The organism is Nocardiopsis sp. NPDC058631, assembly GCF_042716955.1.
Lineage (GTDB): Bacteria > Actinomycetota > Actinomycetes > Streptosporangiales > Streptosporangiaceae > Nocardiopsis.
The window spans coordinates 1-23,853 of the sequence record NZ_JBHXQY010000007.1 but is presented as its reverse complement, the minus strand read 5'-3'; the positions used below and the strand labels follow the sequence as shown (position 1 = coordinate 23,853).

Below are 23,853 nucleotides of genomic sequence, written 5' to 3'. Positions count from 1 at the left end.
GTTCCGGCTCATTTCTTCCGGCCCTGGACGCACGGCTCCGTGCCCACCGGGGTGGGACGGGCCGACCGGGTGCGTTGCCCGTGGGCCGCAGGGGCCTCCGGCCCTGAGGATCTTGTACCTGTAGACGGTTTCGGCGCCTTGGGAGCTACAAGTACAAGATCGCGGCGGAGGGGGCGCGCACCGGTGGACCCTTGCGCACTCCGACCCAGGTCGTGTTTTTTGCATCCTTGCCGGGCTCGCGTCCACCAGGCTTCCCCTCGCTGCGCCTCTGCGCTCGCGAAGCACGACCAGGCCGAACGCCGCACATCGCCTTGCGAGAGATCGCCCGGACGGCCGCCCGCCGACCCGAAAACCTTCAAAAACACTCCCTAGCCGGTCATGCGGGCGACGAAGGCGAACAGCCCCATCGACCACGCGAACACCGCGGACATCCCGATGATGACGAGGATCTCGGTCCAGTTGAGCAGGCGGCGCAGCGAGGCGCGCGGCACGTCGGTCAGCCGCACCCAGCTCAGCACCCCGAGCACGATCCCCGCCAGGAGCACGATCAGCGGCAGCCACGGGCCCATGAACGGGTACTCGACGACGACCGCGACGCCCGTCGCCCCCAGACCCAGCACCCCCGCCAGCCGCAGCGGCAGCACGTGCCGGATGCGGTCGAACAGCCGCGAGCGCAGCACCAGCAGGATCGAGAGGAGCCCGCCCAGCAGCAGGTCGGGAGGCCCCTGGGCCAGGACGGCGAGCAGAACGGTGACGGCACCGCCGCTCACCGACGAGCCCAGCACGATCCCCATGAGCAGCCGGTCGGTGTTGCCGTACGTGTCCTCGAACCGCTCCGTGGGCACCTGCCCCGAGCGCCCCACCTCGTAGTCGAGCCCGGAGAGTCCGCCCATCACCATGGCCACGCGCGGCAGCGCGCCCACACAGAGCGCCAGGGCGATCCCCATGGACCGCACCCCCTGGACCGGCTCGGTGAAGATCCCCACCACCACGAGGACGGCCGCGGCCACCGCGACGACCCCGAGCCCGGAGATGTACGCCAGCCCCGTCTCGTGCAGGGCCCAGCCGATCACCGCGACCAGAAGCGCCCCGGAGAGCGCGAAGGCCGCCATCACCAGCGGGTTCGTGCTCGTCACCAGGTTGGCGGCGAGGACCGCCGTGGCCCCTCCCCACACGCAGGCCGCCGCGAACAGCACGTGCGCGACGGCGGGCAGCGGCCTGCGCGCGGCGAGAAGCATGACGGCGACCGTGAACAGGGTTCCCACGGAGGCGATGCCCAGGTGCCCCACGGACGGGCGCAGCCACATCATCAGCCCCAGGAGGAGCAAGGGGCCGATACTGGCCACGAGGAGACCGAAGGACAGCGTCGTCGTGGGGTTCCAGATGCGCGCGGTCTCGTCGACCCGGTCCTCGACGGCACCGCGGACGTCGTCCACGTGCGAGGGTCGGCTCGGCGCGGTGCGGCGGTCCAGCAGCAGCACGTCGCCGTCGTAGACCCCCGCGCTCTCCAGGGGTTCGTCCGGGTGCACGGGGGACCCGTCCACCGTGGTCAGCGACCACGCGGCAGGTTCTGTCCGCTCCTCGTCGGGGGCGCACACCTCGATGATGCGCGGCATCAGAGTGGCCACGGGAACGGTGCCGGGGAGTGCCAGATCGGCCCAGCGCTCCGGCCCGGTGACGGTGACCCGGCAGTATCCACTCACACCAATGGTTCCTTCTGTCGTCGTCGGGGGCGGTATCCACCGCGGAGGGGGAGGACGGACGCGAATTAGGTGATTCGCGGGGTTCGCGAGATCATTCCTAGCGTAGTCACCCAGACACCAACCCCCGTAGGTGGACGGAAAGAGAGCGCTGTGGCGACGAGACCTGTGCCCCGCCCTGCCCGCAGTGTTCCGCCTGCTCCCGGGAACACGCCCCTGGTCATCGCGGCCCCTCCGCAACTGCCGGAGAACGCACCGGCGTCCAGCTCCGGGGCGATGATCATCATGCCGATCATCACCGGTTCGGGGTCCCTCCTGATGTCCATCACCATGGGCCACCGGCCCCTGATGGCCGTCGCGGGCGTCATGATCATGATGGCCAGCGTGGTCGTCGGCATCATCATGTTCGTCGCCCAGCACAACGGTCCCCGCAAGCGCATGCGGGAGCAGCGCGAGCGGTACGTCGACTACCTCGACCAGCTCCGCGAGATCGTCCGGGACGTCACCTCGACCCAGCGTGCGGACAACGCGTTCCGCCACCCCGATCCGTCGCTGCTCACCGAACCCGCCAGGTCGCGGACGCGCAGGTGGGAGCGGCGCCCCGCCGACCCCGACTTCCTCGACGTCCGCGCCGGCACCGGCACCCGCCCGCTCTCCCGACGCCTGAAGCTCAAGGTCGACACCTCGTCGCCGCTCATCGAGTACGACCCCGTCTGCCAGGGCGCCGCCGACCAGCTCATCGAGCTGTACGCGGACGTCCCCGAGATGCCGCTGGTCGTCCCACTGCGGGAGCACGGGGTGGTGTCGGTCGTCGGAGACCGCGAGGCGGGGCGCGGGCTGGTCCGCTCCATGATCGCCCAGATGGCCACCTTCCACTCCCCGCACGACCTGCGGATCGGCGTGGTGCGGGACACCAAGCTGCGCGACAGGTGGGAGTGGCTCAAGTGGCTGCCCCACAACACGTTCGACGACGCCCAGGACGGGCCGATGCCCGCCCGGTTCGTGTCCGGCAACACCGTGCAGGTCGCCGAACTGCTCGCCGACGAGATCGAACGGCGCACCGTCGACCTCCAGCGGCGGCGCGGCAAGCCGCCGGGCCCCGGGACGCAGCGCCTCGTCGTGGTCCTCGACGGGGAGCACCAGTCGACCCTGTCCGGGCTGCACGCCGAACCCCCCGTCAGCTCCCTCGCCGACCTGGGCATCCACATCATCGCCCTGGTGGCGGACCGCCGCGAGGAGCCGGAGTCGGTGGACCTGCGGCTCAACGTCGACGCCGACGGCACCCTCACCGAGGACACCGAGAACCCGGGCGCCGACGACAGCCCCGGACGCACACCGTTCCAGGGGACCGCCGACCGGTCGGGTGTCGCCCACCTGACGAGTCTGGCCCGCATCCTGTCCCCGTACGGAATCGCGGCCTCCGACGGCGACGACGCCATGCACGCCACCGTCGGCCTCCCCGAGATCCTGGGGGTGGCCGACGTCGCCCAGCTGGACACCCGCCGCACCTGGCGCAAGCGCAGCACCGGCGACTACCTGCGCGTTCCCATCGGTGTGGGTCCCAACGGCAACACGGTGCTGCTGGACCTGAAGGAGTCGGCGTTCGGCGGCATGGGCCCGCACGGGCTGGTGGTCGGCGCGACCGGTTCGGGCAAGTCGGAGATGCTGCGGACCATGGTGGCGTCGCTGGTCATCAACCACTCCCCCGAGTCGCTGGCGCTTCTGCTGGTCGACTTCAAGGGCGGCGCGACCTTCGCCGACACCGACCGACTGCCGCACAGCACCGGACTGATCACCAACCTGGCCGACGACGACTCCCTGGTGATGCGGTTCCGGGAGGCGACCTTCGGTGAACTCACACGGCGGCAGCAGATCCTCAAGGACGCGGGCAACCTGCCCAACCTGCACGCCTACGAGGCGGCCCGGGAGGACGATCCGGGCCTGGAGCCGCTGCCGCACCTGCTGATCATCATCGACGAGTTCTCCGAGCTGCTCACCGCGCACCCGGACTTCGCGGAGCTGTTCGTGGCCATCGGCCGGATCGGCCGGTCCATCGGCGTGCACCTGCTCCTGGCCACCCAGCGCCTGGAGTCGGGCAAGCTCAAGGGCCTGGAGTCGCACCTGTCCTACCGGGTGGGCCTGCGCACGTTCTCCGAGGCGGAGAGCCGCGAGGCGATCGGGGTCGGGGACGCCTACCACCTGCCGCCCGAGCCCGGCTCGGGCTACCTGAAGGTGGACACCTCCGTCTTCGAGCGGTTCAAGGCCGCCATGGTCTCCCAGCCCTACGAGCCCCCCGCCGAGGAGGAGAAGGAGGAGCACGAGCCGGTGCTCCCCCTGCTGTCCTACAACGGCCTCAGCAAGGTGACCGGCGAGGGCTCGCTGGTGGAGTCGCTCATGGCGTCGGTCCGCGCCAAGGGCGAGGAGTCCAAGCCCAGGAAGGACAAGCGCACCACGCTCCAGGTGACCGTGGACCGGCTGGTGGCCTCGGGCGCCGACAAGGTGCGGCCGATCTGGCTGGAGCCGCTGCCCGAACTGCTCACCCTCGACACCGTGCTCGCCGACCTGGGCGAGGGGGACGACCTGGAGGGCCCCGGGACCGAGCCCCCCGCCTCGGAGATGCGCGCGGTCCTCGGCCTGACCGACATCCCCCGCGAGCAGCGGGTCGTCCCCGCCGAGATGGACTTCACCGGGGCGGAGGGCAACGTCATCGTCCTGGGCGGCCCCCAGTCCGGCAAGTCCACGATGCTGCGCACGCTCGTCGCGAGCCTGGCGTGGCGGTACCCGCCGGGCCGCGTGGGCGTGTACGCCATCGACTTCGGCGGCGGCGCCCTGCAGGCCATGGAGGACCTGCCCCACGTGGCGGGTGTGGCCGGGAGGGCCGACCCCGAGAAGGTACAGCGGGTGCTGGTCGACGTGCGCGCCCAGCTCGACCGGCGCCAGCGGGTGTTCCGCAAGTACAAGCTGGACTCCCCCGCCGCGCTGCGCCAGGCGCGGGCGGACGGGAAGGTCGCCGGGAACGTGGTCGGGGACCTGTTCCTGATGATCGACGGCTGGTCGTCGGTGCGCGACACCTTCGACGAGGCCGACGAGGTCCTCATGGACATCGCGACCCGGGGCCCGTCCCTGGGCGTGCACACGGTGCTGACCGGGGCGGCGACCTCGCAGGTCCGCTCCCGTCTGCAGGCCCTGTTCGGCGGCCGGTTCGAGCTGCGGCTGAGCGACCCCATGGACTCGGGGATCGGCCGCAAGGTCGCCGACGAGATCCCGAAGGACACCCCCGGGCGCGGCCTGACCTCGGCGGAGCACCACACGCACGTGGCACTGCCCCGGGTGGACGGGGTCGCGTCCGACGAGGACGTCACCGACGGGATCCGGGACCTGGTCAAGCGGATCGGCGAACGGTGGCCGCAAAAGGCCGTCCAGGGCGTCAAGACGCTGCCGGCCAAGGTCGAGCTGGACGAGCTGCTCAAGGGCCGGCGTACGCCGAGGGGCCGCCGCGACACCGAACTGGTGCTGGGCATGGCCGAGAGCTCGCTGGCACCGGTCACCACGAACCTGGAGCGGGACCCGCACCTGGTCGTGTACGGCGACCCGCAGACCGGCAAGACCGCCCTGCTGCGCGGACTGGTCAGGCAGATCGTCCAGCGCCCGGCCAACGAGGTCGGCGTGGTCATGGTGGACTTCCGCCGCAGCCACCTGGAGCTGGTCCCGGAGGACCACCTCCTGGCGTACTGCACGAGCGCGGAGCAGACCAAGGCGGTCGCGGCGAACCTGGCCGGGTCGCTGAAGGAGCGCATGCCGGGGCCGGACGTCACCCCGAAGCAGCTGCGCGAACGCAACTGGTGGAAGGGCCTGGACCTGTTCATCGTGGTGGACGACATGGACATGCTGGGGGCGCGGTCGAACCCGCTCGCGCCGCTGGCCCCGTTCATCCCGCAGGGCGCCGACCTGGGTCTGCACGTCATCGCGGCCCGGCGCACGGGTGGTTCGGCGCGGGCGATGTTCGAGCCGGTGCTCCAGGCGCTGACCGACATGGCCACGCCGGGCATGCTGTTCTCCGGCGACCGGATGGAGGGGCGCCTGGCCAACGGCACGGCGTCCAAGCAGCTCCCGACCGGACGCGCCCAGCTGGCACGACGGGGGCAGCGCCCCGACCTGGTCCAGGTCGGTTGGAGCGAGTCCCCGGCGTAGACCGACGAGGCCCGTTGCGCCCTCCGGAGGGTGTGCGGGCCGGGTATGCGGGCCGGATGTGTGTCCTGGAAGGCGGGTGGCCGGGGTGTGCGGCCGGGACGCATGTGGCCGGATGCGGCCACGGCCGCAGAGCCCGCGGCCCACCTGCGGGTTCCCTGCCCCGGTGTGCCGGTTCGCGAAACTTTCGTGACGTTCATCCGATTCAATGTTCTTCGTCCCCGACATCGTGCCCACTCGGAACAGGCTCCGACGCGGCGACGGGGGATCCACGGGACGCGGGGGCAGCTCCCTGGCCCCGGAAACCACGGCCGAACCCCGAGTGCCGCGAGAAGACATCTGAGAGCAACCTGGTTGACCATGAACGCAGGAACAGTCTGGGCCCTGGCGGCGGCGACCGCCGTGCTCCTCCTCGGGACGTCCGGCTGCGCGGTCCTGCCCGGTTCCGGGCAGGAGACCCGGGAGCTGGCCGGTTACGAGGTCGTCCACGAGATGTCCGGGGACCAGCTCGAAGAGCTCGCGGTGCCGACCACGGTCTCCGAGGCCTCGTGGGTCTGGGAGGGCCCGCGGGCCGGGGAGCTCCGCAAGATCCTCCCCGTGCCCACCGGCGCGGTCCTGCACCTGACCGACGGCGCTGTCGGTCTGGACCCCACGACGGGGAAGGAGACATGGAGCTACGGCCTCCTGGAGTCCGAGGCCGATGTGGCCGTCTCCCCCGACGGTTCGCTGGTCGCCGTGAGCGCGGGCGGCACCCTCGCGCTCCTGGACTCGGGCACGGGAGTGGAGGTGCGGGTGATCGAACACGGCAGCGCCGGAGCGGACCACCTGTCGGTCCGGGGCGCCGGTCTGGTGACCGACGACGGGCTGGTCACGGCGGAGGCCGACGGCCCCGGGGGAGTCGTCGTCTCCTTCGCCCCGTGGGACGACGGGCCCGGTTGGCGCAACGGGGGTCTGCGGTGCCCGGAGGGCACGGGGGACCCACGGGTCGAGGACGGCTTCCTCACCCCCAGCGGAGTCGTGGTGGTCTACTCGTGCGGTGGCGCCGACCTGCGCATGGCCGGGCTCGACACGGCCACCGGTGAGGAGCAGTGGAGCCTCGTGCGCGGAGAGGACTTCGACGACGGGGCCGAACACCCGGAGCAGCTCCCCAGGGAGGGGTTCGCCGCGGTGGGAGACGTGGCCGTGCTGGAGAACATGGCACTGCTGCGCGGCACCGTCGTGGTCGACACCGTGCACGGCGAGGTCCTGGCCGAGGCCCTCCCCTCCGAACCCGACGACACCGTGCTGCGCGTCCTGCCCCACGGGTACCTGGCGGTCCGCTCCGAACGTCTGGGGAACGGGGAGTGGGAGGACCGTTTCGAGGTGCGGGACTTCTCGGGCTCGGTGCGGAGCACGGTCGTCACCGACGAGAACAAGGTCGGGAGCACCGTCTCCGGGCAGCTCCCCCTGGAGGACTCGTTCCTCAAACCGAGGTGGTCCGAGGAGGAGGACAACATGGAGGTCGCCGTCTTCGACTGGGACGCGGAAGGTTCCGAGAAAACGATCGCGCTACCCGTGGAGATCGATCTCAGCGGGATCGACAGCATCTGGAAGGTCGAGGAGGCCCTTGGCCCGGGTACCTTCCAGGAGGTTCCCGGCGCCGTGCTCGTGCGCGAGCACGCGCGGGGGGAACAGGTCCCCCGTGTGGCGGGGCTGACGTGACCGCCGCCCGCGCACGCCCTGTTTGCCCCCTGCAGTCCTACGGAGTCCTTGCCAGCAGTGGCCATACCCATCCACCCTGCCAAGAGCCACGCCCGAAGCATATTCTCGTCGGACTAGAATATGTTCCTCATTTCATCACTATTCAGCTTCACGGCAACCGGCAACTTCCGAACCAAGCGCGCACCTGAGTCGACTTCACGAAACCTTAGAGAGACCCGCATGAGCAATGGAACAGGCGCAAACCCAATCGAGGCCCAACAGGGTGGCGAACTTGCCGAAACACTCGCCCAGGCAATGGCAGGAATAGCTGACATGTACGACTTCCTCCTGGATGAAGCCAGGGCCAAAACAAAAAATACCGATGCATCCAACGGATTCAATGTTTTCAAGAATTTGACATACCAATCTTTCATCGACGTCCAGACACATGGAATTCAAATATCCAACAATATCCAGAGCGGAGCAGGCAGCATCGCAGAGACAGATTGGAAGAATTCGGAGGATTTCTCCCAGGCCTGGAATGGCCATCGGGATATCAATTTTTAATAGTCTACGCGACCTTCAGGTCCACCCACTTCACATGTGAGGTAAAAATGAGCGTATTTACCATTTCCTTCAATTAGGATAAAATCGAGGACTACTCTCACACGGCAGACTCCATAAAGGAGGAATTCGAGATCCTGGAAGCCCGGCTCCTCGGGCGGGCAGACGACCTTTCAGGAAGCTTCGACTCCGCAGCTCAGCAATTCGCGGACATTATCGTCTGGAACATCTCCTTCGCAAGTCAGGAAGATTACCAACTTTGGGCCGAAGCCTCTACAAATATCAGATTTCTTGTTGGCATGTCCGACAGGTGGTCCAAGTGCATCCAGGATTTTTGGGATGAATACAATGCAATTTATGAGGATTGGAGAGAGGCCAAGAGTTCAGTAGAAAGCCGAGTCCCAGAAAATATTTCCTATATCAGCGCCCACAACCCTGAAAGGTCTCTCGTCGACTGGGATGCCAACAGAGCCCGTGATCTGTACGACGAACTCTCCGAAATCCGATCAGAGCTTAGAGAACGATCTCGTTTGAACATGAGCAAACACGAAGAGCGCGCGGAAGAGATCGCGATCATGTTCAGCGAGGGGCCAACAGAACTCAACGTTCAGAGACTCGTCGACGGTGGAAACACCGATTGGGGATTCGCCAGCATCGACCTGTCTGAGTACTTGGAAATCGACCACGATCTCACCCCGGAAAGTGCCGAAGAAAATGCAGAAGAGTTGGCCCCGTATTGGTCGGGTGACAAACCCCTGGATGACCGGTACCACGAACTCATGCTCGTCATGAGCATGATTAGCATCAACGCCAGGCACTCCCAGAACGAAGGCGAGAGGCTTGATGACGAGACCATCGAATTCCTTGAGACCTTTTATACACGTCTCGAACTGGAGGGAGGCGGCAATCAGGCGGGAGTTCTTTCAGTACCAGGGTGGATGGAGGGGGATCACATGACCGAGGAGGAGCGCTCACATGCCCTCGGCATGCTTGAGATGGTCTTCTGGTGCTCTCTGATAACCAACTCGGAGGTGGCTACGACAGCCTTCCAGGGAGCGTAAGAACGGCTTCTGAAGGACCCTTTCTCAGCACCGACCCGAACGCCCCTGTCTATGACATGTCCAGCTACCAGGAAGATGCACAGGCCCTGGCACAACTTTTTGCCCATACCAGCGATGATCTGCAAGGCGGCTATACCCTCTCAACCAACCTGACCATGTCAACTGGCTCCTACAACTACTTCTGGGGCAGCCAGGAAGAAGGGGGGTGGCTAACTTCTGAAGAGCTCGACGCGCTCGTTGACGTGGGAACCCGAAACGAAGACTCGAACTATTACGTGCTCACTGGGGAGCACCCCCAACCCCTCCCGGAGCTCGGACTCGACCACCATGACTCCTTCCGGGAACAGGCAGTCCAAGGACTTTTCTCCTATGAGTGGCACGACCAGGGATCCACGGCACGCCAGCTGACCGACTGGATCGCTGAGGACTTCACAAGCAGCGACGATGAAGGCGTCATCCGGGCAGGGAACGGTTTTGCCGGGCTCATGGAGATCATTACCGATCCCGACATACATGACGCTCTCACCAAAACCGGTGTGGACGTCACCGAAGGGGAAAACGAGTATACTAACGCCTCTTTCACCCAGTTCAACGGGGAACTCGCAGACAGCCTGGCGAACGTCTTCGACGCCCACATCTACAGCTTCGCCAACGGTGACATCTATGACACCAATGACATACCCGTCGAGGGTATCGGCCTTTATGAGCACGACACCGGGCTCGTGCAAATGGGACCTCAAGAGCGTGCAATGTACATGCAGTATCTCATGGGAAACGACGAATCCGCTGGCTATGTGGTCAACTCGGTGGACCTATACCAACAGATTGAATCGATCGCCTACTTGGATTCTGGAAATGCTCCCAGCAGCGCCCGCGGCGCTGGTCAATTGCAAGCCCTTTTGGAGCAAGCTCTGGACATGGAATCGAAAAACCGTACCGACGACCTCGATGAGCAGATCGACCGCAAAACGCAGATCACGGACTCCATCGTCGGCGAGGCCGGAAGTCTTTCAGAGAAAATTCCGGCCATTGGCGCCGCAGTGGCTCAGGCCTTGGAGCTGGGACAGGAGAGCATCGTTCAGACCATTGTCGATGGCGAATACGATGTCTCTCCGCACTTCCCTACTTACACGACGGACGAGCACATTGAGCGCGCCTTCAGCCTGGAGACACTCGATTTTGTCAGCCAGAACAACCCAGGGGAACTGAATAAAGTCACCAACCTCGATGACTTGCGCATACTAGTGGACGGTGGCGCCTTGAGCATCGAACGCAATGGCGAATCTATTAACTCCGAGGACATAGGAAGCAGCTTCACTTTCGATGATTCCATCATGATCAGCCTTGAAAAGAACCCCAACGAGTGGTCGGCCAACACCATGTCAGAACTCGACACCATGGACAGTGCCATGCGCGACGTCCTGAAGAAAATCGATATAAACGTCGACGGCGAGGAGGCCAGCGGCGCCTCATATGTCAGCGATTTCGTTCCTGACTACACGAGTGCCTACAACACGACTCGAAACTTCTTCGATAACCAAGCGTCAGAGGAAGAGGTCAACTGAAATTCGACGGAATCCAACTAACTTGCCGGAGCTCCTCCCCGGCCTTACGCCTGATGGAGTACCCGTTGTCTTACCGCGCACGCCGGTTGTCCGCCTTGCTGGTGACCACCTTGTCCTGCCTGATCCTGTCCGCGTGCACGTCAGGGGGGCCGGAGGAGCCCTCTGACACACCCGGTGCAGAAGAGAGCCCTTCCCCTACGTACGTCTCCTACTTCTGGGTCGAACGTGAGGTACGGGTGCGCGCGCTCGACCGCATGATGACCGAAGGCGACCCGCAGGAGGTCGTGGACAACACAGGCGACCTCGTCGAGCGGCTGTTCGCCACCGGCATCATCCAGGAGGGTGAAAACGGTTACCGCGTGGAGTTGGACAAGGACGAATGGACGCCGGAGGCCGTCACATTCGTCAACCGCTTGGACTCGGGTCTGGCCGCGGCCATGAAGGGCAACGAGGTCACCTGGTGCGGGGACCCCTTGCCCGGTGACGAGTTCGTCAGGGGCTACACCGACGAGTTCTGGGAGGCCTACGATACGGCTGAGGAGTACGAGGAGAGTGTCGCCAACTACGTCGACTGCGGCACCGGCGAGCTGAACTGATGGCGATGTCCTTTTCCGACCCGGGTCTGAAACACGCCCCGCCTTGTGCGAACGCTCCCACCCCCATGAAAGACACCCGGTTCTCCGCCGTCCACCGGGCGAACCCGGTCCCGCACCCCCCGTCGCAGATCGAACCATGACACCCTCGGGGTGATCCCACCCCTGTGCCACGATCGTCCCCGTCGTCCCCTCCGCCCGCCGTCCCCTCCACCCGTTCCCACCACCGCCATTCCCCGAAAGGCAGCTCCATGCGGCGTTCCCCCGCCCTGACCCCGGCCGTGTGCCTGCTCGCCCTCGCCGCCCTCACCGCCTGCACGGACACGGCCGGCGGCTCCGACGGGTCCGCCGAGACGGTCGAGGATCTGGCCGAGGAGGGGCTGACCGGGCTCGCCCTGCTGCACCGGGGCTTCGAGGGCGGCGACCCGGAGACCGACCAGGTCCTCGTGTTCCACGACCCGGCAACGGGGCAGCCGCTCCACCTGATCGCGCTGCCCGACGGGGCGGTCGACCCCATGGCGTCGTCGGTGCCCGTGCACTCCCAGTTCTCTGAGGACTGGACGTTCTTCGCGTACGCGACCACGGAGCCCAACGCCGTGAACGTCGCCGTGCTCACCGACCCGGAGGAGACCGACGTGGAGGAGATCTCCTACCAGCCGGTCGAGACCGTCACACCGGCGGCGGGCGAGATCCTGTCGCAGCCCGTTATTCACGGCGACCGGCTCTGGTTCGTGTCCGACACCGAGCAGGGCGGGGCTCCGCCCCAGGTGCTGTCGGTGCCGCTGGACGCCCCGACGGGTACCCCCAACCAGGAGGGGAGCCTCGCCCTCGGCGAGGCCCAGCGGCCGAGCGACTGGGCTCTCACCCCCGACGGTGCGCTGCACATCCGCAACAGCGTGCAGACCCAGCAGATGAACGCCCCGGGCGGGGGCAGCCTCGTCGTACGGCAGACCGACGGCAGCGTGGTGAACGCGACCCTCAACGTCGACGGCGGCCAGTGGCAGACCTTCGACGGCGCCCAGGTGTGGGGCGAGGGCACCGCCGTCCTGCGCCCGGACGCCGTGGCCGGCGCCGACGCTTCGCCGGGCGCCTACCTGGTGGCGGTCGAGGGCCAGAGCCACGAGGCGACCCGGCTGCTGGAGGAGGCCGACGGGCCGGTCGTGCAGTACGCGCCCGCCCCCGGGCGTGAGTCCGTCCTGCTCCAGACCGAGGAGGCCTGGTTCCGGGTGGACCTGGCGGACGGCGCTGTGGAGGAGACCGCGGAGGCCTTCCCCCGCTTCCACGACGCGTCCATGGACGGGTGGCCCCTCGCGGTCCGCTGGGCGACGGAGCCCGTGTCCGGCGGCACAGAGGCCGACCCGAGCGGCGACCCCTCCGGCTCGCCCTCCTCCTGACGCCCCCGGCCCGGCCCGTCCGTCCCGCCCGCCCTCCCCCGGCACGGGCCGCCGGACCACGCACCGCCCGGTACCCGGTCCCGCCTCCGTCCCAGCCCACGGGCCCCGTCCGAGCGGAACCCCGGTCCGCCCCGGAGGGCAGCCGATACCGTTCCGTAGTGAACTTCGCGATCCCCCCGCAACTCACACAGCAGACGATGCGTCGCAGTAGGCGACACGTTGACCGCGTCGGACCGACCACGGCCGGCGGCGAACACCGACGAGGGGCAGGCGGATGACCGAGGCAGGCGGCAACCCGATCGACGGGATGCAGGGCGGCGAGTACGCCGAGACCCTCGCGTCCGCCATGGCCGGACTGGCCGACATGTTCGACCACATCATGGGGGACGCGGAGGGCGTCGCCAAGAACAGCGACGTCGCCCTGGGCTTCTCACTGTTCCGGCAGGAGATGCTCCCCGTCTTCCAGGGCGTCCAGGACCACGGCCTCCAACTGGCCGAGAACATCCGGGTGGGTGCCGGGGAGATCGCCCTCAACGACGTGCAGTCCGCCGAGGACTACCAGTCCCCCTGGGAGTCCCACCGGGACATCAACTTCGACTGACGCGCTTCGGATCCGCCCCGGCCCGGCACCGCCCCGCCCTGCCGCGTCCCCCGCGCCGCCCCGCCACGACCCCCGCCCCGGTCCCCGACACGGCCCCGAACCGGCCCCGCCCGATCCCGGTCCCCCGTTCCTCCCCCGCTAGGAAGACCATGGCCTCATTCCAGCTGTTCTTCTCCCCCCGCTCCATCGAGTCGTTCGAGAGCCAGATCCGCCCGGTGAGCGAAGACCTCGTCACCCTGGAGGCCCGGCTCCTGGGCAGGGCGGACGACCTGGAGGGCGGTTTCGACTCGGCCGCCACCCACTTCACCGACATCGTCGGCTGGGACATCACAACCCTCGGCTCGGAGAACTACCAGCAGTGGGTGGACGCCGCGGTCAACCTCAGGTTCGCCATCGACGTCAACGACATGTGGGCGGACTTCGTCAAGGAGTTCTGGGACAAGCGCGACGCCATGTGGGACGACTGGGACGAGGCCGTCGCCTCCAAGGTCTCCCAGGTCCCCTCCGAGTACCAGGGCACGGTGATCACCGCCCAGTCCCCGACGCCGGACCACTGGTTCGACTCCGACGCCAGGAAGTGCCGTGAGCTGTACGACGAGCTCAGCGGCTACCTGGAGGGCGTCAAGGAGCGCGAGCGGGACAACTGGGACGCGCACGAGGAGAACGCCCTGGAGATCCTCGGGATGCTGCGCGGCGGGCCGACGAGCGAGAACGTCCAGAAGCTCATCGACGGCGGCTACGCGAACATGGCGTACGCCAACCTCGACCCCGAGAAGTACCTGTCCATGGAGTCCGACTTCGAGCTGACCCCCGAGTCGGCGGAGGAGGCGGCGTCGGAGCTCGCCCCGTACTGGTCGGGCGACAAACCCCTCGACGACCGCTACCACGAGCTGATGCTCGTCATGAGCATGATCGGCACCAACGCCCGCAACGCCCAGAACGACGGCACCGAGCTGCGGGACGAGGAGGTCGACTTCCTGGAGGCGTTCTACACGCAGCTCGAGATGGAGGGCGGCGGCCCGTACACGGGTGTCCTCTCGGTCCCCGGATGGATGGAGGGCGACCACATGACCGGGGAGGAGCGCGAGCACGCCCTCGGGACGCTCGGCGACGGCCTGCTCGCCCTGTCCGACCCGGAGCTGGGCGGGGGCTACGAGTCGCTCCCGGAGAGCGTCCGCAGGGCCGCCGAGGGTCCGTTCCTCACCATGGACCCGAACGAGCCGGTCTACGCCCTGGTCACCTACACGGACGACGTGGGGGCACTCACCGAGCTGCTCCGGCACACCGACGAGGACCTCCAGGGCGGCTACACCCTCTCCACCAACCTCACCATGTCGGCGGGGTCCTACAACTACTTCTGGGGCTCGGCCGGGGAGGAAGGGTACGTCATGTCCGAGGATGTGTCCGTGCTCGCCGACGTGGGCACCCGCAACGAGGACGCCAACTACTACGTGCTCACCGGGGAGCAACCGTCCCAGGCGCCGGAGACCGGCCCGGACTACCCCGACAAGTTCCGCCAGGACGCCGTCCAGGGCCTGCTCACCTACGAGTGGCACGACCAGGGGGAGGCCGCCTCGGGGCTGATCGACTGGATTTCGGAGGGCTCCCTGAGCGAGGACGAGGACGTGCGGAACATGGCGGGCGAGGCCGCCTCGGGGTTCATCGGCATGGTCACCACCCCCGAGATGCAGCAGGCCCTCACGGACACCGGCGTGGACGTGGGCGACAGCGAGGACGCGTCCTTCACCGAGTTCAACCCGGCCCTCGCCGACAGGTTCGCCGACGTCTTCGACTCCTACCTGTTCAGCTTCGCCGCGAGCGAGATCTACCCCTCCGGCGGCACCGACCTGCTCACCGGGGTCACGGACTACAACCCCGAGACCCGGGCGTTCAACATCGGCGTCCAGGAGCGCGCCGCGTACATGCAGTACCTCATGGGTGACGACGACACGGCCGCGCGCGTCCTCAACTCCGCCGCGGCCTACGAGCGCGCCGAGATCGAGCTGTACCTGGGCACGGGTGACACCTACCAGACGGCTCCCGGCGCGGCCAGCCTGTACTCCCTCATCGACCTCGGCCTGGAGATGGAGGTCGAGGACCGCACCGGCGACCTGGAGTCGGCCCAGGAGCGCAAGGAACAGCTCTACACGTTCGCGCTGGCGGAGGGCGGGGACCTGGCGAAGAAGCTCCCCGTCGTCGGCGCCGCCATCAACAAGGGGCTCGATCTGGGCGCCGACGCGATCGTGCAGCAGCTGGTGGACACGGATATCGAGATCACACCGAAGGTTCCGCGGAACGCCAGCGAGGAGACCAGGAACATCGACCAGCAGGCGGAGTTCCTGAACTTCGTCGTGTCCTCGGAGAGCGAGAGCATCCTGAACGGGCCCGACAGGGCCCATCTCGACGTCCTGGAGGAGTACGGTGCCCTCACCTACGAGGACGACGGTTCCGTCACCATCGAGACCGACTCCACCAAGTGGGACGTCACCGACGAACCGGGAGGCGGCAGATCCGAAGTGGCCGACGCTCTGCACGGCGCCCTGAACAGCACGCAGATCGACCCCTCGAACAGGGAGCAGAACCACGGGAACTACTTCTACAACGAGTTCTCGACCCCGTACGAGAATCGTTACACCCTGATCCAGGACGTGGGTAGACGAGAGGAGGAGAAGTGACCGAGCCGTCCGACCGGGGAAGCCGGGAACGGCGCGGCCGGCGGTTCCTCCTGCCCGCCGCCGTGGTCGTCGTGCTCCTCACCGCCGTGGTCCTCCTCCTCACGCGGGGGAGCGGCGGGACGGACGTTCCCGAAGCCGGTCCCACGTCCTCCACGGAGGAAGGAGCCCGGCCGAGAACCGACCCGGAATGGGTCCGGCAACAGGTCAGGATCCTCGTCCTGGAGAGGATGTTCACCGAGACGGACTCGGCCGAGATCGTCGGGAACGCCTCGGAGGACACCAGGAACACCCTCCTGGAGAGTGGGGCCGTGGTCGAGGACGGCCAGGGGTTCCGGGTGGAGACCGACCCCGTCGCGTGGACCGTCGCCGAACACCTCGGAGAGCAGGGCGTCCGGCGCGGCAGCGTCGACGACGCCATGGACGCGCTCCTGGGGGAGAACGACGTCGCCTGGTGCGGCAGCGGGGTCGACGGCCGCGACTTCGTGCACAACTACATGGACACCTACGAGGGGGCCTTCGACACGCGGGAGGAGTACCTGGAGAGCATCGCCGACCACGTCGACTGCGGCTCCGGTGGAACCGGCTGAGACCTCCCCGGACATCGGCGCGGCCCCGACCGGGGCGGGCGGGCTCCGTGCCGCGTGGCCGGAAGCGGCCAGTCGCCGCCGCGTCCGCGCCCGGGTCTCCGGGGGGTGCCGGTCCAGCAGGGGCGGGGGGAACACCGTGCAGGGTGGCCCGATGCCGTCCCGGGCCGCCGGGATTTCGCCGAAGCCGACCGTGCCTGCGCCCGCCACCCGAAGTCACAAGACGCGCACCTCCGTTGACCGAGAGGTGAGATCCTTACTATCGTCCGTATTCTCCCCTTCTATCTGTGGCCACAGGCATCCCCATGTGAACACGGCTCCCGAAGGGTGAGCCCCCACCCGACTTTCCGGAAAGGTCCAGATGTCGCACGTCGGTCTTGAAAACGTCAACAGCCTCTCCACTGGCGGTGAGCAGCTCGGACAGGAGTCCGACGGTCTCCGTACCCAGATGAACCAGCTCATCCAGGACATGGTCAACGACGCCGACTCCCTCCAGGGCCAGGCGCTCAACGACTTCCGCATGGCCCGTGAGCAGCTGACCGAGCGCTTCGACGAGCTCATGTCCTGGTGCAGCCAGAACGGCATCAAGCTCAACGAGGGCCAGCAGGAGTTCAACGTCACCGACACGGACTCCGGCGCCGAGTACTCGCAGGCCGGGAACGACCTCGGCGGCCTCAGCCGCCCGGTCAACGTCTGAGGCCTCCCCTCCCCCGCTCCTCCCTTCAGAAAGGCGTTCCCCCATGGGTTCCCAGTTCGACGTGTACGGCGATGTCGCCGGTCTCCAGGGCCTGGCCGAGGACCAGCAGGCCCACCTGGGCCGCTTCTCCGCGATCATGAGCCAGATCAACGAGCAGTCGGAGTCCACGGTCAGCCAGTGGGAGGGCTCCGGCAGCTCCCAGTTCCAGGCCAAGGCGTCCGAGTTCGACACGCAGTTCTCCGAGGTCAACTCGGCCTTCGCCAAGGTGATCGCGGCGACCAGCAACACCGCGGACAACTACGGAAGGCTGACCAAGTACCTCGACGGTCTGTTCTAGTAGGCTGACCGGCGATGTCCTCCCCGACCCCGACGTCCCCGCCGGCCTACCCCGACCCGGACCCGCAGCTCCCCGAGGCGTTCCACTACACGCCCAACGAGGAGAAGTACGTCCTCCAGGCGGACGCGCTGCGGCACCGGCAGCTGCGCTCGGCGCTGCTGTACGGGTCGAGCCGCTACTGGCGCCGAAGGCAGCAGGTGTGGCCCGCGGTGATCGGCGGCCTGATCCTGGTCGCGCTGATCTGCGGGGTCATCGCCCTCATCGGGGCCTTCGGCAGGCAGCAGGAGGTCAACGAGGAACGCGGGTGGGGGAACACCACCACCCGTCAGCAGATGATCCAGAGCCCCCTCACCGTCGCACCCTGACCCCGTGGCACCCGTGACACCGGTGCCGACGGGTCCCACGCTCCCCGCCGCCCGACGGGCGGGGAATCCTCCACCACGAACGCCACAAGGGGGCCGCTCTCCCGTGTCCGGCTCCGAGCACGCCCCCTGGGCGCCCGGGTATGACACCTCCGCACTGCTCCACCAGGGGCGACGCGCCCGGATCATCCGGGCGACGCGCTCCACCAGCGGTGCCGACGTCGTCCTCAAGGTCCTTCCCGAGGCCTTGGGTCGCGCCGAGCTGAACCAGCTGCGCGACCTCGCCGGGGTACCCGGGGTGGTCCCGCTGCTGGACGCGGGGACGACCGCCGACGGCGACCTGTTCGTGGTCCTGCCGTTCTACGCGGACGGTTCCTTCGGCGACATGCTCGTCCGCAAGGGGCCCGCGCCGGTGCTGGAGGCCGCGGCCGTCGCACGGAGCGCGGCGGCGGCGCTGGGTTCGATGCACGGGCGGGGCCTCCTGCACAACGACGTCTGTCCGGGGAACATCCTCCGGGCGGGACGGACACCGGTCCTCACCGGTTTCGGTTCCGTCCAGCGGTCGGGAGAGGCCCTGCCCCCGCCCGCCCCCGGTACGGAGGCGTTCCTGCACGCGGCGCCGGAGGCGCTGCGCGGCGAGGTCCGCACTCCCGCGACCGACGTCTACCAGCTGGCCTCCACCGTCTGGACGCTGCTCGCCGGGCACGCGCCGTTCTCGCCGACGGACGGCGGACCGTTCGACGCGCGGGCGTACGCGAAGCGGGTCCTCTCGGAGGAGCCCAGGCCCGTCCCCCGGCCGGACGTCTCCCGCAAGCTGCGCGGTGTGCTCACCCGCGCGCTGTCCAAGCTCCCGCAGGAGCGCTTCCAGAGCGCGGCGGCGTTCGCCACGGCGTTCGAGCAGGCGCGCACGGCCCGACCCTCCGCGCCCGCCTCCGGTTCCACCGGCGGGCAGACCTCCTTCTCCGGGGCCCAGGAACCACCGGGTGGGGCGCCCGCCCCGGCGACCGCCCCCCAGGTCCCCCCGTCGGGGCAGCCGAGCGCCCCGGCCGCGCAGTGGTTCCCCAGCGGCGCCCAGACCTCCCACGCACCGGCGTCACCACCCGCCACCGGGCCGCAGACCCCTTCGACCGGGCCCGACGTCCCTCCGTTCGCCCCCGCGGCCCCGCACACCGGACCTCAGGGCTCCCACGGCGCGCTGCACGCCCCGCCCACCGGCCCGGAGGCCCCGCGTGCGGACCAGGTGCTCCCACAGGCCCCGCCGACCGGGCCGAACGCGTCCGCGGCCTCCGCCACGGGCCCGCGTACCCCCTACTCCGCGCCCTCCGGTGCGCAGAGCCCCTACTCGGTGCCGTCGGGCTCGTGGACGCCCCCGGCGGTGCCGTCCGGGCCCCAGGTCCCGCCAGGCTCCGCCATGCCCTCGGGCCCCCAGGTCCCGCCAGGCGTGCCACAGGCGACCCACGCACCGCCCGCACCCAGCGGGCCCCAGGCACCACCGGAGACGTCCTGGTTCCCCGGTGGCCCAGTCGGCCCTCACACATCAGCGGCACCACCTCCGACCGGCCCGCAGGCGCCTCCGCAGCACCTGCCCCCGGGCCCCGAACGGCGGGAGCGCCTGCGCCGCCCCACCGGCCTGGAGGGGAGCAGGCTCCCGGCCCTCGACGCGGGCGGCACGGCCGAGATCATGATGGCCAAGATGCGCGGCGAGGAGATCTCCCCGCTGCGCGCCTGGTCCCGGTTGGAGGGGTGGACCGGCACCGCCGAGGCCTCGTTCCTTCCCGTGGACGAGAGCCCGGCCAAGAAGAACGACGTCCCCGAGTGGAGCCCCGTACCCGACGGCCACCAGGGCCAGGCCCGCTGGCGCCGCCACCTCCACATCGGCGTCACCGTCTGCGGCATCCTGCTCGCCACCAGCGTCTCCGGTGTGTTCGCCGCGACCGGTGCCGAGGAACCCGTGGTGACGGCGGCGGCCGAGGAGCCCGAGCCGGAGGCGCCGGCCGAGGACGGCCCCGCCGACGAGACGGTCGCCCCCGAGGCGCCACCGGAGGTGTCCGCCCCGTCCCAGGTGCTGCTCTCCGACAACTACGGCTCGGTCGAGTTGAGCTGGACGGACACCAGCGGCGGCACCGCCTCGTTCTTCGTGGTGGGCGGCCCCCGGGACCATCCCCCGGCCACCCTGGCCAGAACCGGCCCGGGTGTGGTGTCCGCGCAGGTCGTCACGGCCAACACGGCCGTCGAGTACTGCTTCACGGTCGTCGCCGTGGACGGTGCGTCCGCCGCCGCCGACGAGGTGTGCACGACCCGTGCCGCGGACCAGGCGGAGGCCGACCGCCTGGAGGAGGAAGAGGAGGAGCGGCAGCGCGAGGAGGAGGAACAGGAGGAAGAGGAGGCCGACCCGTCGCCCTCGCCCAGCCCCGACGCCGCCGACTGACCGCCCCCTCGGGGCGCCGCGTCCGACAGTGGTGGGGCCGCCTCCCCGAGGGCTCCCTGTGACGGGGGGCATATCGGGGCACACCGTCCTCAGATAGCGTTTGCTGACTTCAGCCGCACGTCTACTCTGGGGGCCTTCCCTTGTCCGGGGTCATCATCGGGTTCGGCGTCATCGCCAGTATCGTCGTCATCGGCTACATGCTGGGACGGCTGCCCATCCTCGGCCCCGGGGCCAAGGAGGTCCTCAGCAAGCTGGCCTTCTTCGTGGCCGGTCCCGCGCTGATGTTCACCATCCTCGCCGACACCGACCTGTCCCTCCTGGCGTCCGGACCGGTCCTGGTCAGCGCGCTCAGCGTCGCCCTGGTGGCCGCCCTCTTCATCACCGTGGGCGCGGTGCGGCGCTGGGGCGTCGGGCAGACCACGGTCGGCACCCTGGCCGCCGTCTACGTGAACGCTGGCAACCTGGGCATCCCCATCGCCGCGTACGTCCTCGACGACGCCTCGCTGGTCGCGCCCATCCTCCTCATGCAGCTCCTCTTCCTCGCACCGGTGGCCCTCACCGTCATGGACCTCAGCCGGGGCGAGGTGCGCGGGTTCGGTCCGGTGCTCCGGCGCGCGCTCGGCACCCCGTTCCGGAACCCGGTGGTGATCGCCTCCCTCGCGGGCGTGCTGCTGTCCCTCTCCGGCTGGGAGCCGCCCGCACCCCTGCTGGAGCCCTTCGAGCTCCTCGGCGGCATGGCGGTCCCGGCGATGCTGCTGGCGTTCGGCATCTCCCTGCACGGCGGCGGCATGCCCGGGCGGGGTCCGGACCGGGGGAAGGTCCTGTTCGGGGTGGTCCTGAAGTCCGTGGTCCTGCCCCTGACCGCGTGGGCGCTGGGAGCCCTGGCGTTCGGACTGACCGGGCCGTCCCTGTTCGCGGTGGTGGTGCTGGCGGCCCTGCCCACCGCGCAGAACGTGTTCACGTACTCCGTCCAGTACGAGGTCGGCGAGAACATGGTGCGCGAGGTGGTGCTGCTGTCCACCTTCCTCACCGTCCCCGTCCTGTTCACGGTCGCGTTCCTGCTCGGATGACGTACCGCCCCCGCCGGACCGCGCACGTCCGGCGGGCCGCCCCCGCCGAGGTCCTCCCGGGACCGGTCGCCGACGCGTGGTGGTGCTGGCTGTAGTACGGGGACGCCCGGCCGTACCAGTGTTCGCGGGGCTCCAAATCCCTAGGTTCGAGGGGTAGGAAGACCACCTCCCGGGAGTACACATGCAACTCGCCCCCCGCGCCCTGCCGCTGCTGGCCGCGCCCCTGCTGATCGCCGCCGCGATCCTTCCCGGAGCGGCCCCCGCCGCCGCGGGCGAAGCCGCCCGGGCCACGCCCGCGTCCGCGGCCGAGCCCGTCCCGCTGACCGCCGAGAGCGCACAGGAGTTCGTCGACACCCGCGTCGCCGAACTCCTGGAGGAGCACGGGGCGCCCGGCGTGGCCGTCACCGTCGTCGGCGGCGGCGAGCAGCTGGCCTCCGCCTCCCACGGCTACGCCGACCTGGCCGGGCAGACCCCCCTCGACCACACCGTCCACACGTTCCCCCTGGCCTCGGTCTCCAAGTCCCTGACGGCCGCGGCGGTCCTCACCCTGGTGGACAGTGGGGAGATCGACCTCCACGAGGACGTCAACACCTACCTGCCCGAGGACGCCCGGCTCTCCACCGACGGCATCACCATGCACCACCTGCTCACCCACACCGCCGGGTTCGAGGAACTGGTCGACATCCCGCCCGCGAGCGACACCGCCGCCCACCTCACCCTGGACGAGGTCGCCCGGACCGGCGACCCGGAGTCGCTCCACGAGCCCGGGCGGTTCCCCGGGTACTCCAACCACGGGTCGGGGCTGGCCGGGTTCATCGCCCAGGAGGTGAGCGGGGTGCCCTTCGACGAGTTCGTGGAGCAGGCCGTCTTCGCCCCGCTCGGCATGGAGGGCAGCGGTTTCACGCAGGTGTACGAGGCCCGGGAGGTGCTCGACCTGCCCGCGTTCCACCTGGCCGACGGTTCGGTCCCCGAGGACCTGCACGTGTCGGCGGCCCCGGCCGGTGCCGCGCTCGCCACGACCGACGACATGGCCAGGTTCATGCTGGCCCTGCTCGGCGGGGGCGAGGTCGACGGCGAGCGGGTCCTGCCGGAGAGCGTCCCCGCCCTGATGACGGACCGGCAGTTCGAGGTCCACCCGGACCTGACGTCGGTCGGCTACGGCACGTACCAGTGGCGCGACGGGGACTCCCCCGTCGTCGGCCACGCGGGCGACCTGGTGGGCATGCACACCGCCTACACGCTGGTCCCCGCCATCGACGCGGGCCTGTTCGTCGCGGTCAACGGCGACGACACCTCCCCGGAGGCACAGGCCAACCCGCTGATGGACCTGCGCATGGACGTGGCCACCGCCTTCTCCGAGACGTTCGCCCCGCAGGACCCGCCGACCGGCGAGGCCGACCCCGGGGCCGACCTCGGTGCCTACACCGGCAGCTACATCACCAGCCGGCGCGCCGCGAGCGGCCCCGCGCAGCTCACCATCCTCCTCGGCACCATGGTCGTGCGGGACGCCGGTGACGGCTCGCTCTCGATCAGCGGCGGGATGTCCCTCGACGACCGCTGGTTCCCCGCCGGGGACGGCCGTTTCGTCGCCGAGAACGGCGAGGACGAGCTGGTCTTCCTGGAGGAGGACGGTGAGGTCGTCGCCCTCGCCACCGACTCCAACCCCACCCAGGTCCAGGAGCGGACCACGTTCCTCAACAACCCCGTCACGCACGGTGTGGCCGCCGCGGCCTCCCTGCTGATCCTGTTCACCGCGTTCGTCCAGTTCCGCCGGGCCCGTGACCGGTTCACCGTCGTCGCCCGCGTGCTGGGCTCCCTGACCGCGCTGGCCTGCTACGTGGGCGTCGGAGTGCTCGCCTACGGGATGCTCGTCGATACCGGCAAGCTGGAGGAGTGGCTCCTGGGCGGATCCCTCATGCTGACCGCGCCCCTGGCCGTCGCCGTCCCCCTGGCCCTGGCCACCGCCGCCGTGGCAGTGACCGCCTGGGTGCGGGGACGGCTTACCCGGGCCGGACGGGTCCACCTCTCGCTGGTGGCCGTGGCCGCCGCCGTCTTCCTGACGGTGGGCGCCCAGTACGGCTTCGTGTGGGGCCTGTCCTGACCTTCGGTGCCCGCCCCGCCCGCCGCGCCGACCGCGCCGGCGGGCGGGGCACCGCTGTTTCCCGGAACCCGGAAACCCACGTGTCGGCGGACCTGCCGGGGGAACACTGATCGTGTGGGCCCGCCCCCTCCCCCTTGGAGGGCGGGTCCACCTCGCGGTGGGGGGGGGGGGGGGTGGGGGCCCCCCCCCCCCCCCCCCCGCAGGTGGCCAAGCAAGTCGCCCCCCCCCCGCGTGTGAAACCCCCCCACCCCCC

General features: G+C 69.1%; 17 protein-coding genes. 16 read left to right on the top strand and 1 reads right to left on the bottom strand.

Annotation, left to right across the window (positions count from 1 at the left end; genetic code table 11):
• Positions 1–368 precede the first annotated feature (368 nt).
• Entirely contained in the window at positions 369–1,703 is a 1,335-nt protein-coding gene (gene eccD, locus ACFWTE_RS04405) for a type VII secretion integral membrane protein EccD (RefSeq protein ID WP_378777909.1), read from the bottom strand.
• Positions 1,704–1,922: 219 nt separating this feature from the next.
• Between eccD and eccCa the strand changes: the two genes are divergently transcribed.
• The 16 genes from eccCa (at position 1,923) to ACFWTE_RS04325 (ending at position 23,600) form a co-directional block, all read left to right on the top strand.
• The gene (eccCa, locus tag ACFWTE_RS04400) at positions 1,923–5,891 is read left to right on the top strand and encodes a type VII secretion protein EccCa (RefSeq protein WP_378777982.1); all 3,969 of its coding nucleotides are present in this window, start codon (positions 1,923–1,925) and stop codon (positions 5,889–5,891) included.
• 357 nt (positions 5,892–6,248) lie between these two features.
• Positions 6,249–7,589: a hypothetical protein gene (locus ACFWTE_RS04395; RefSeq protein WP_378777908.1), complete on the top strand. Its 1,341-nt coding sequence runs from the start codon at positions 6,249–6,251 to the stop codon at positions 7,587–7,589.
• Positions 7,590–7,808: 219 nt separating this feature from the next.
• On the top strand, positions 7,809–8,135 hold the full coding sequence (locus ACFWTE_RS04390; protein WP_378777907.1) for a hypothetical protein: 327 nt from the start codon (positions 7,809–7,811) through the stop codon (positions 8,133–8,135).
• 296 nt (positions 8,136–8,431) lie between these two features.
• A complete protein-coding gene (locus tag ACFWTE_RS04385) occupies positions 8,432–9,193 on the top strand; it encodes a hypothetical protein (RefSeq protein ID WP_378777906.1) in 762 nt (253 codons plus the stop codon).
• A gap of 56 nt (positions 9,194–9,249) precedes the next feature.
• Complete coding sequence (locus tag ACFWTE_RS04380) at positions 9,250–10,758, top strand: hypothetical protein (protein WP_378777905.1); 1,509 nt, start codon at positions 9,250–9,252, stop codon at positions 10,756–10,758.
• A gap of 101 nt (positions 10,759–10,859) precedes the next feature.
• Positions 10,860–11,354, top strand: a complete 495-nt coding sequence (locus ACFWTE_RS04375) for a hypothetical protein (protein ID WP_378777904.1) — start codon at positions 10,860–10,862, stop codon at positions 11,352–11,354.
• A gap of 248 nt (positions 11,355–11,602) precedes the next feature.
• Positions 11,603–12,745 carry a hypothetical protein gene (locus ACFWTE_RS04370; protein WP_378777903.1) on the top strand — a complete coding sequence of 381 codons (1,143 nt, stop codon included), beginning with the start codon at positions 11,603–11,605 and terminating at the stop codon, positions 12,743–12,745.
• Between the two features lie 274 nt (positions 12,746–13,019).
• On the top strand, positions 13,020–13,346 hold the full coding sequence (locus tag ACFWTE_RS04365) for a hypothetical protein (RefSeq protein WP_378777902.1): 327 nt from the start codon (positions 13,020–13,022) through the stop codon (positions 13,344–13,346).
• A gap of 149 nt (positions 13,347–13,495) precedes the next feature.
• Positions 13,496–16,021 carry a hypothetical protein gene (locus ACFWTE_RS04360; protein WP_378777901.1) on the top strand — a complete coding sequence of 842 codons (2,526 nt, stop codon included), beginning with the start codon at positions 13,496–13,498 and terminating at the stop codon, positions 16,019–16,021.
• Complete coding sequence (locus ACFWTE_RS04355) at positions 16,018–16,608, top strand: hypothetical protein (protein WP_378777900.1); 591 nt, start codon at positions 16,018–16,020, stop codon at positions 16,606–16,608. Before ACFWTE_RS04360 ends, ACFWTE_RS04355 begins: the two co-directional genes overlap by 4 nt.
• Positions 16,609–16,966: 358 nt before the next feature.
• On the top strand, positions 16,967–17,302 hold the full coding sequence (locus ACFWTE_RS04350; RefSeq protein ID WP_330092913.1) for a hypothetical protein: 336 nt from the start codon (positions 16,967–16,969) through the stop codon (positions 17,300–17,302).
• Between the two features lie 43 nt (positions 17,303–17,345).
• Complete coding sequence (locus ACFWTE_RS04345) at positions 17,346–17,639, top strand: WXG100 family type VII secretion target (RefSeq protein WP_330092912.1); 294 nt, start codon at positions 17,346–17,348, stop codon at positions 17,637–17,639.
• A 14-nt stretch (positions 17,640–17,653) separates the two neighbouring features.
• Entirely contained in the window at positions 17,654–18,004 is a 351-nt protein-coding gene (locus ACFWTE_RS04340; protein WP_378777899.1) for a hypothetical protein, read from the top strand.
• A gap of 103 nt (positions 18,005–18,107) precedes the next feature.
• The gene (locus tag ACFWTE_RS04335; RefSeq protein ID WP_378777898.1) at positions 18,108–20,429 is read left to right on the top strand and encodes a serine/threonine protein kinase; all 2,322 of its coding nucleotides are present in this window, start codon (positions 18,108–18,110) and stop codon (positions 20,427–20,429) included.
• 140 nt (positions 20,430–20,569) lie between these two features.
• On the top strand, positions 20,570–21,499 hold the full coding sequence (locus tag ACFWTE_RS04330) for an AEC family transporter (RefSeq protein WP_378777897.1): 930 nt from the start codon (positions 20,570–20,572) through the stop codon (positions 21,497–21,499).
• Between the two features lie 181 nt (positions 21,500–21,680).
• Positions 21,681–23,600 (top strand): serine hydrolase domain-containing protein, encoded by a 1,920-nt coding sequence (locus ACFWTE_RS04325; RefSeq protein WP_378777896.1) that lies wholly within the window; start codon positions 21,681–21,683, stop codon positions 23,598–23,600.
• Positions 23,601–23,853 lie beyond the last annotated feature (253 nt).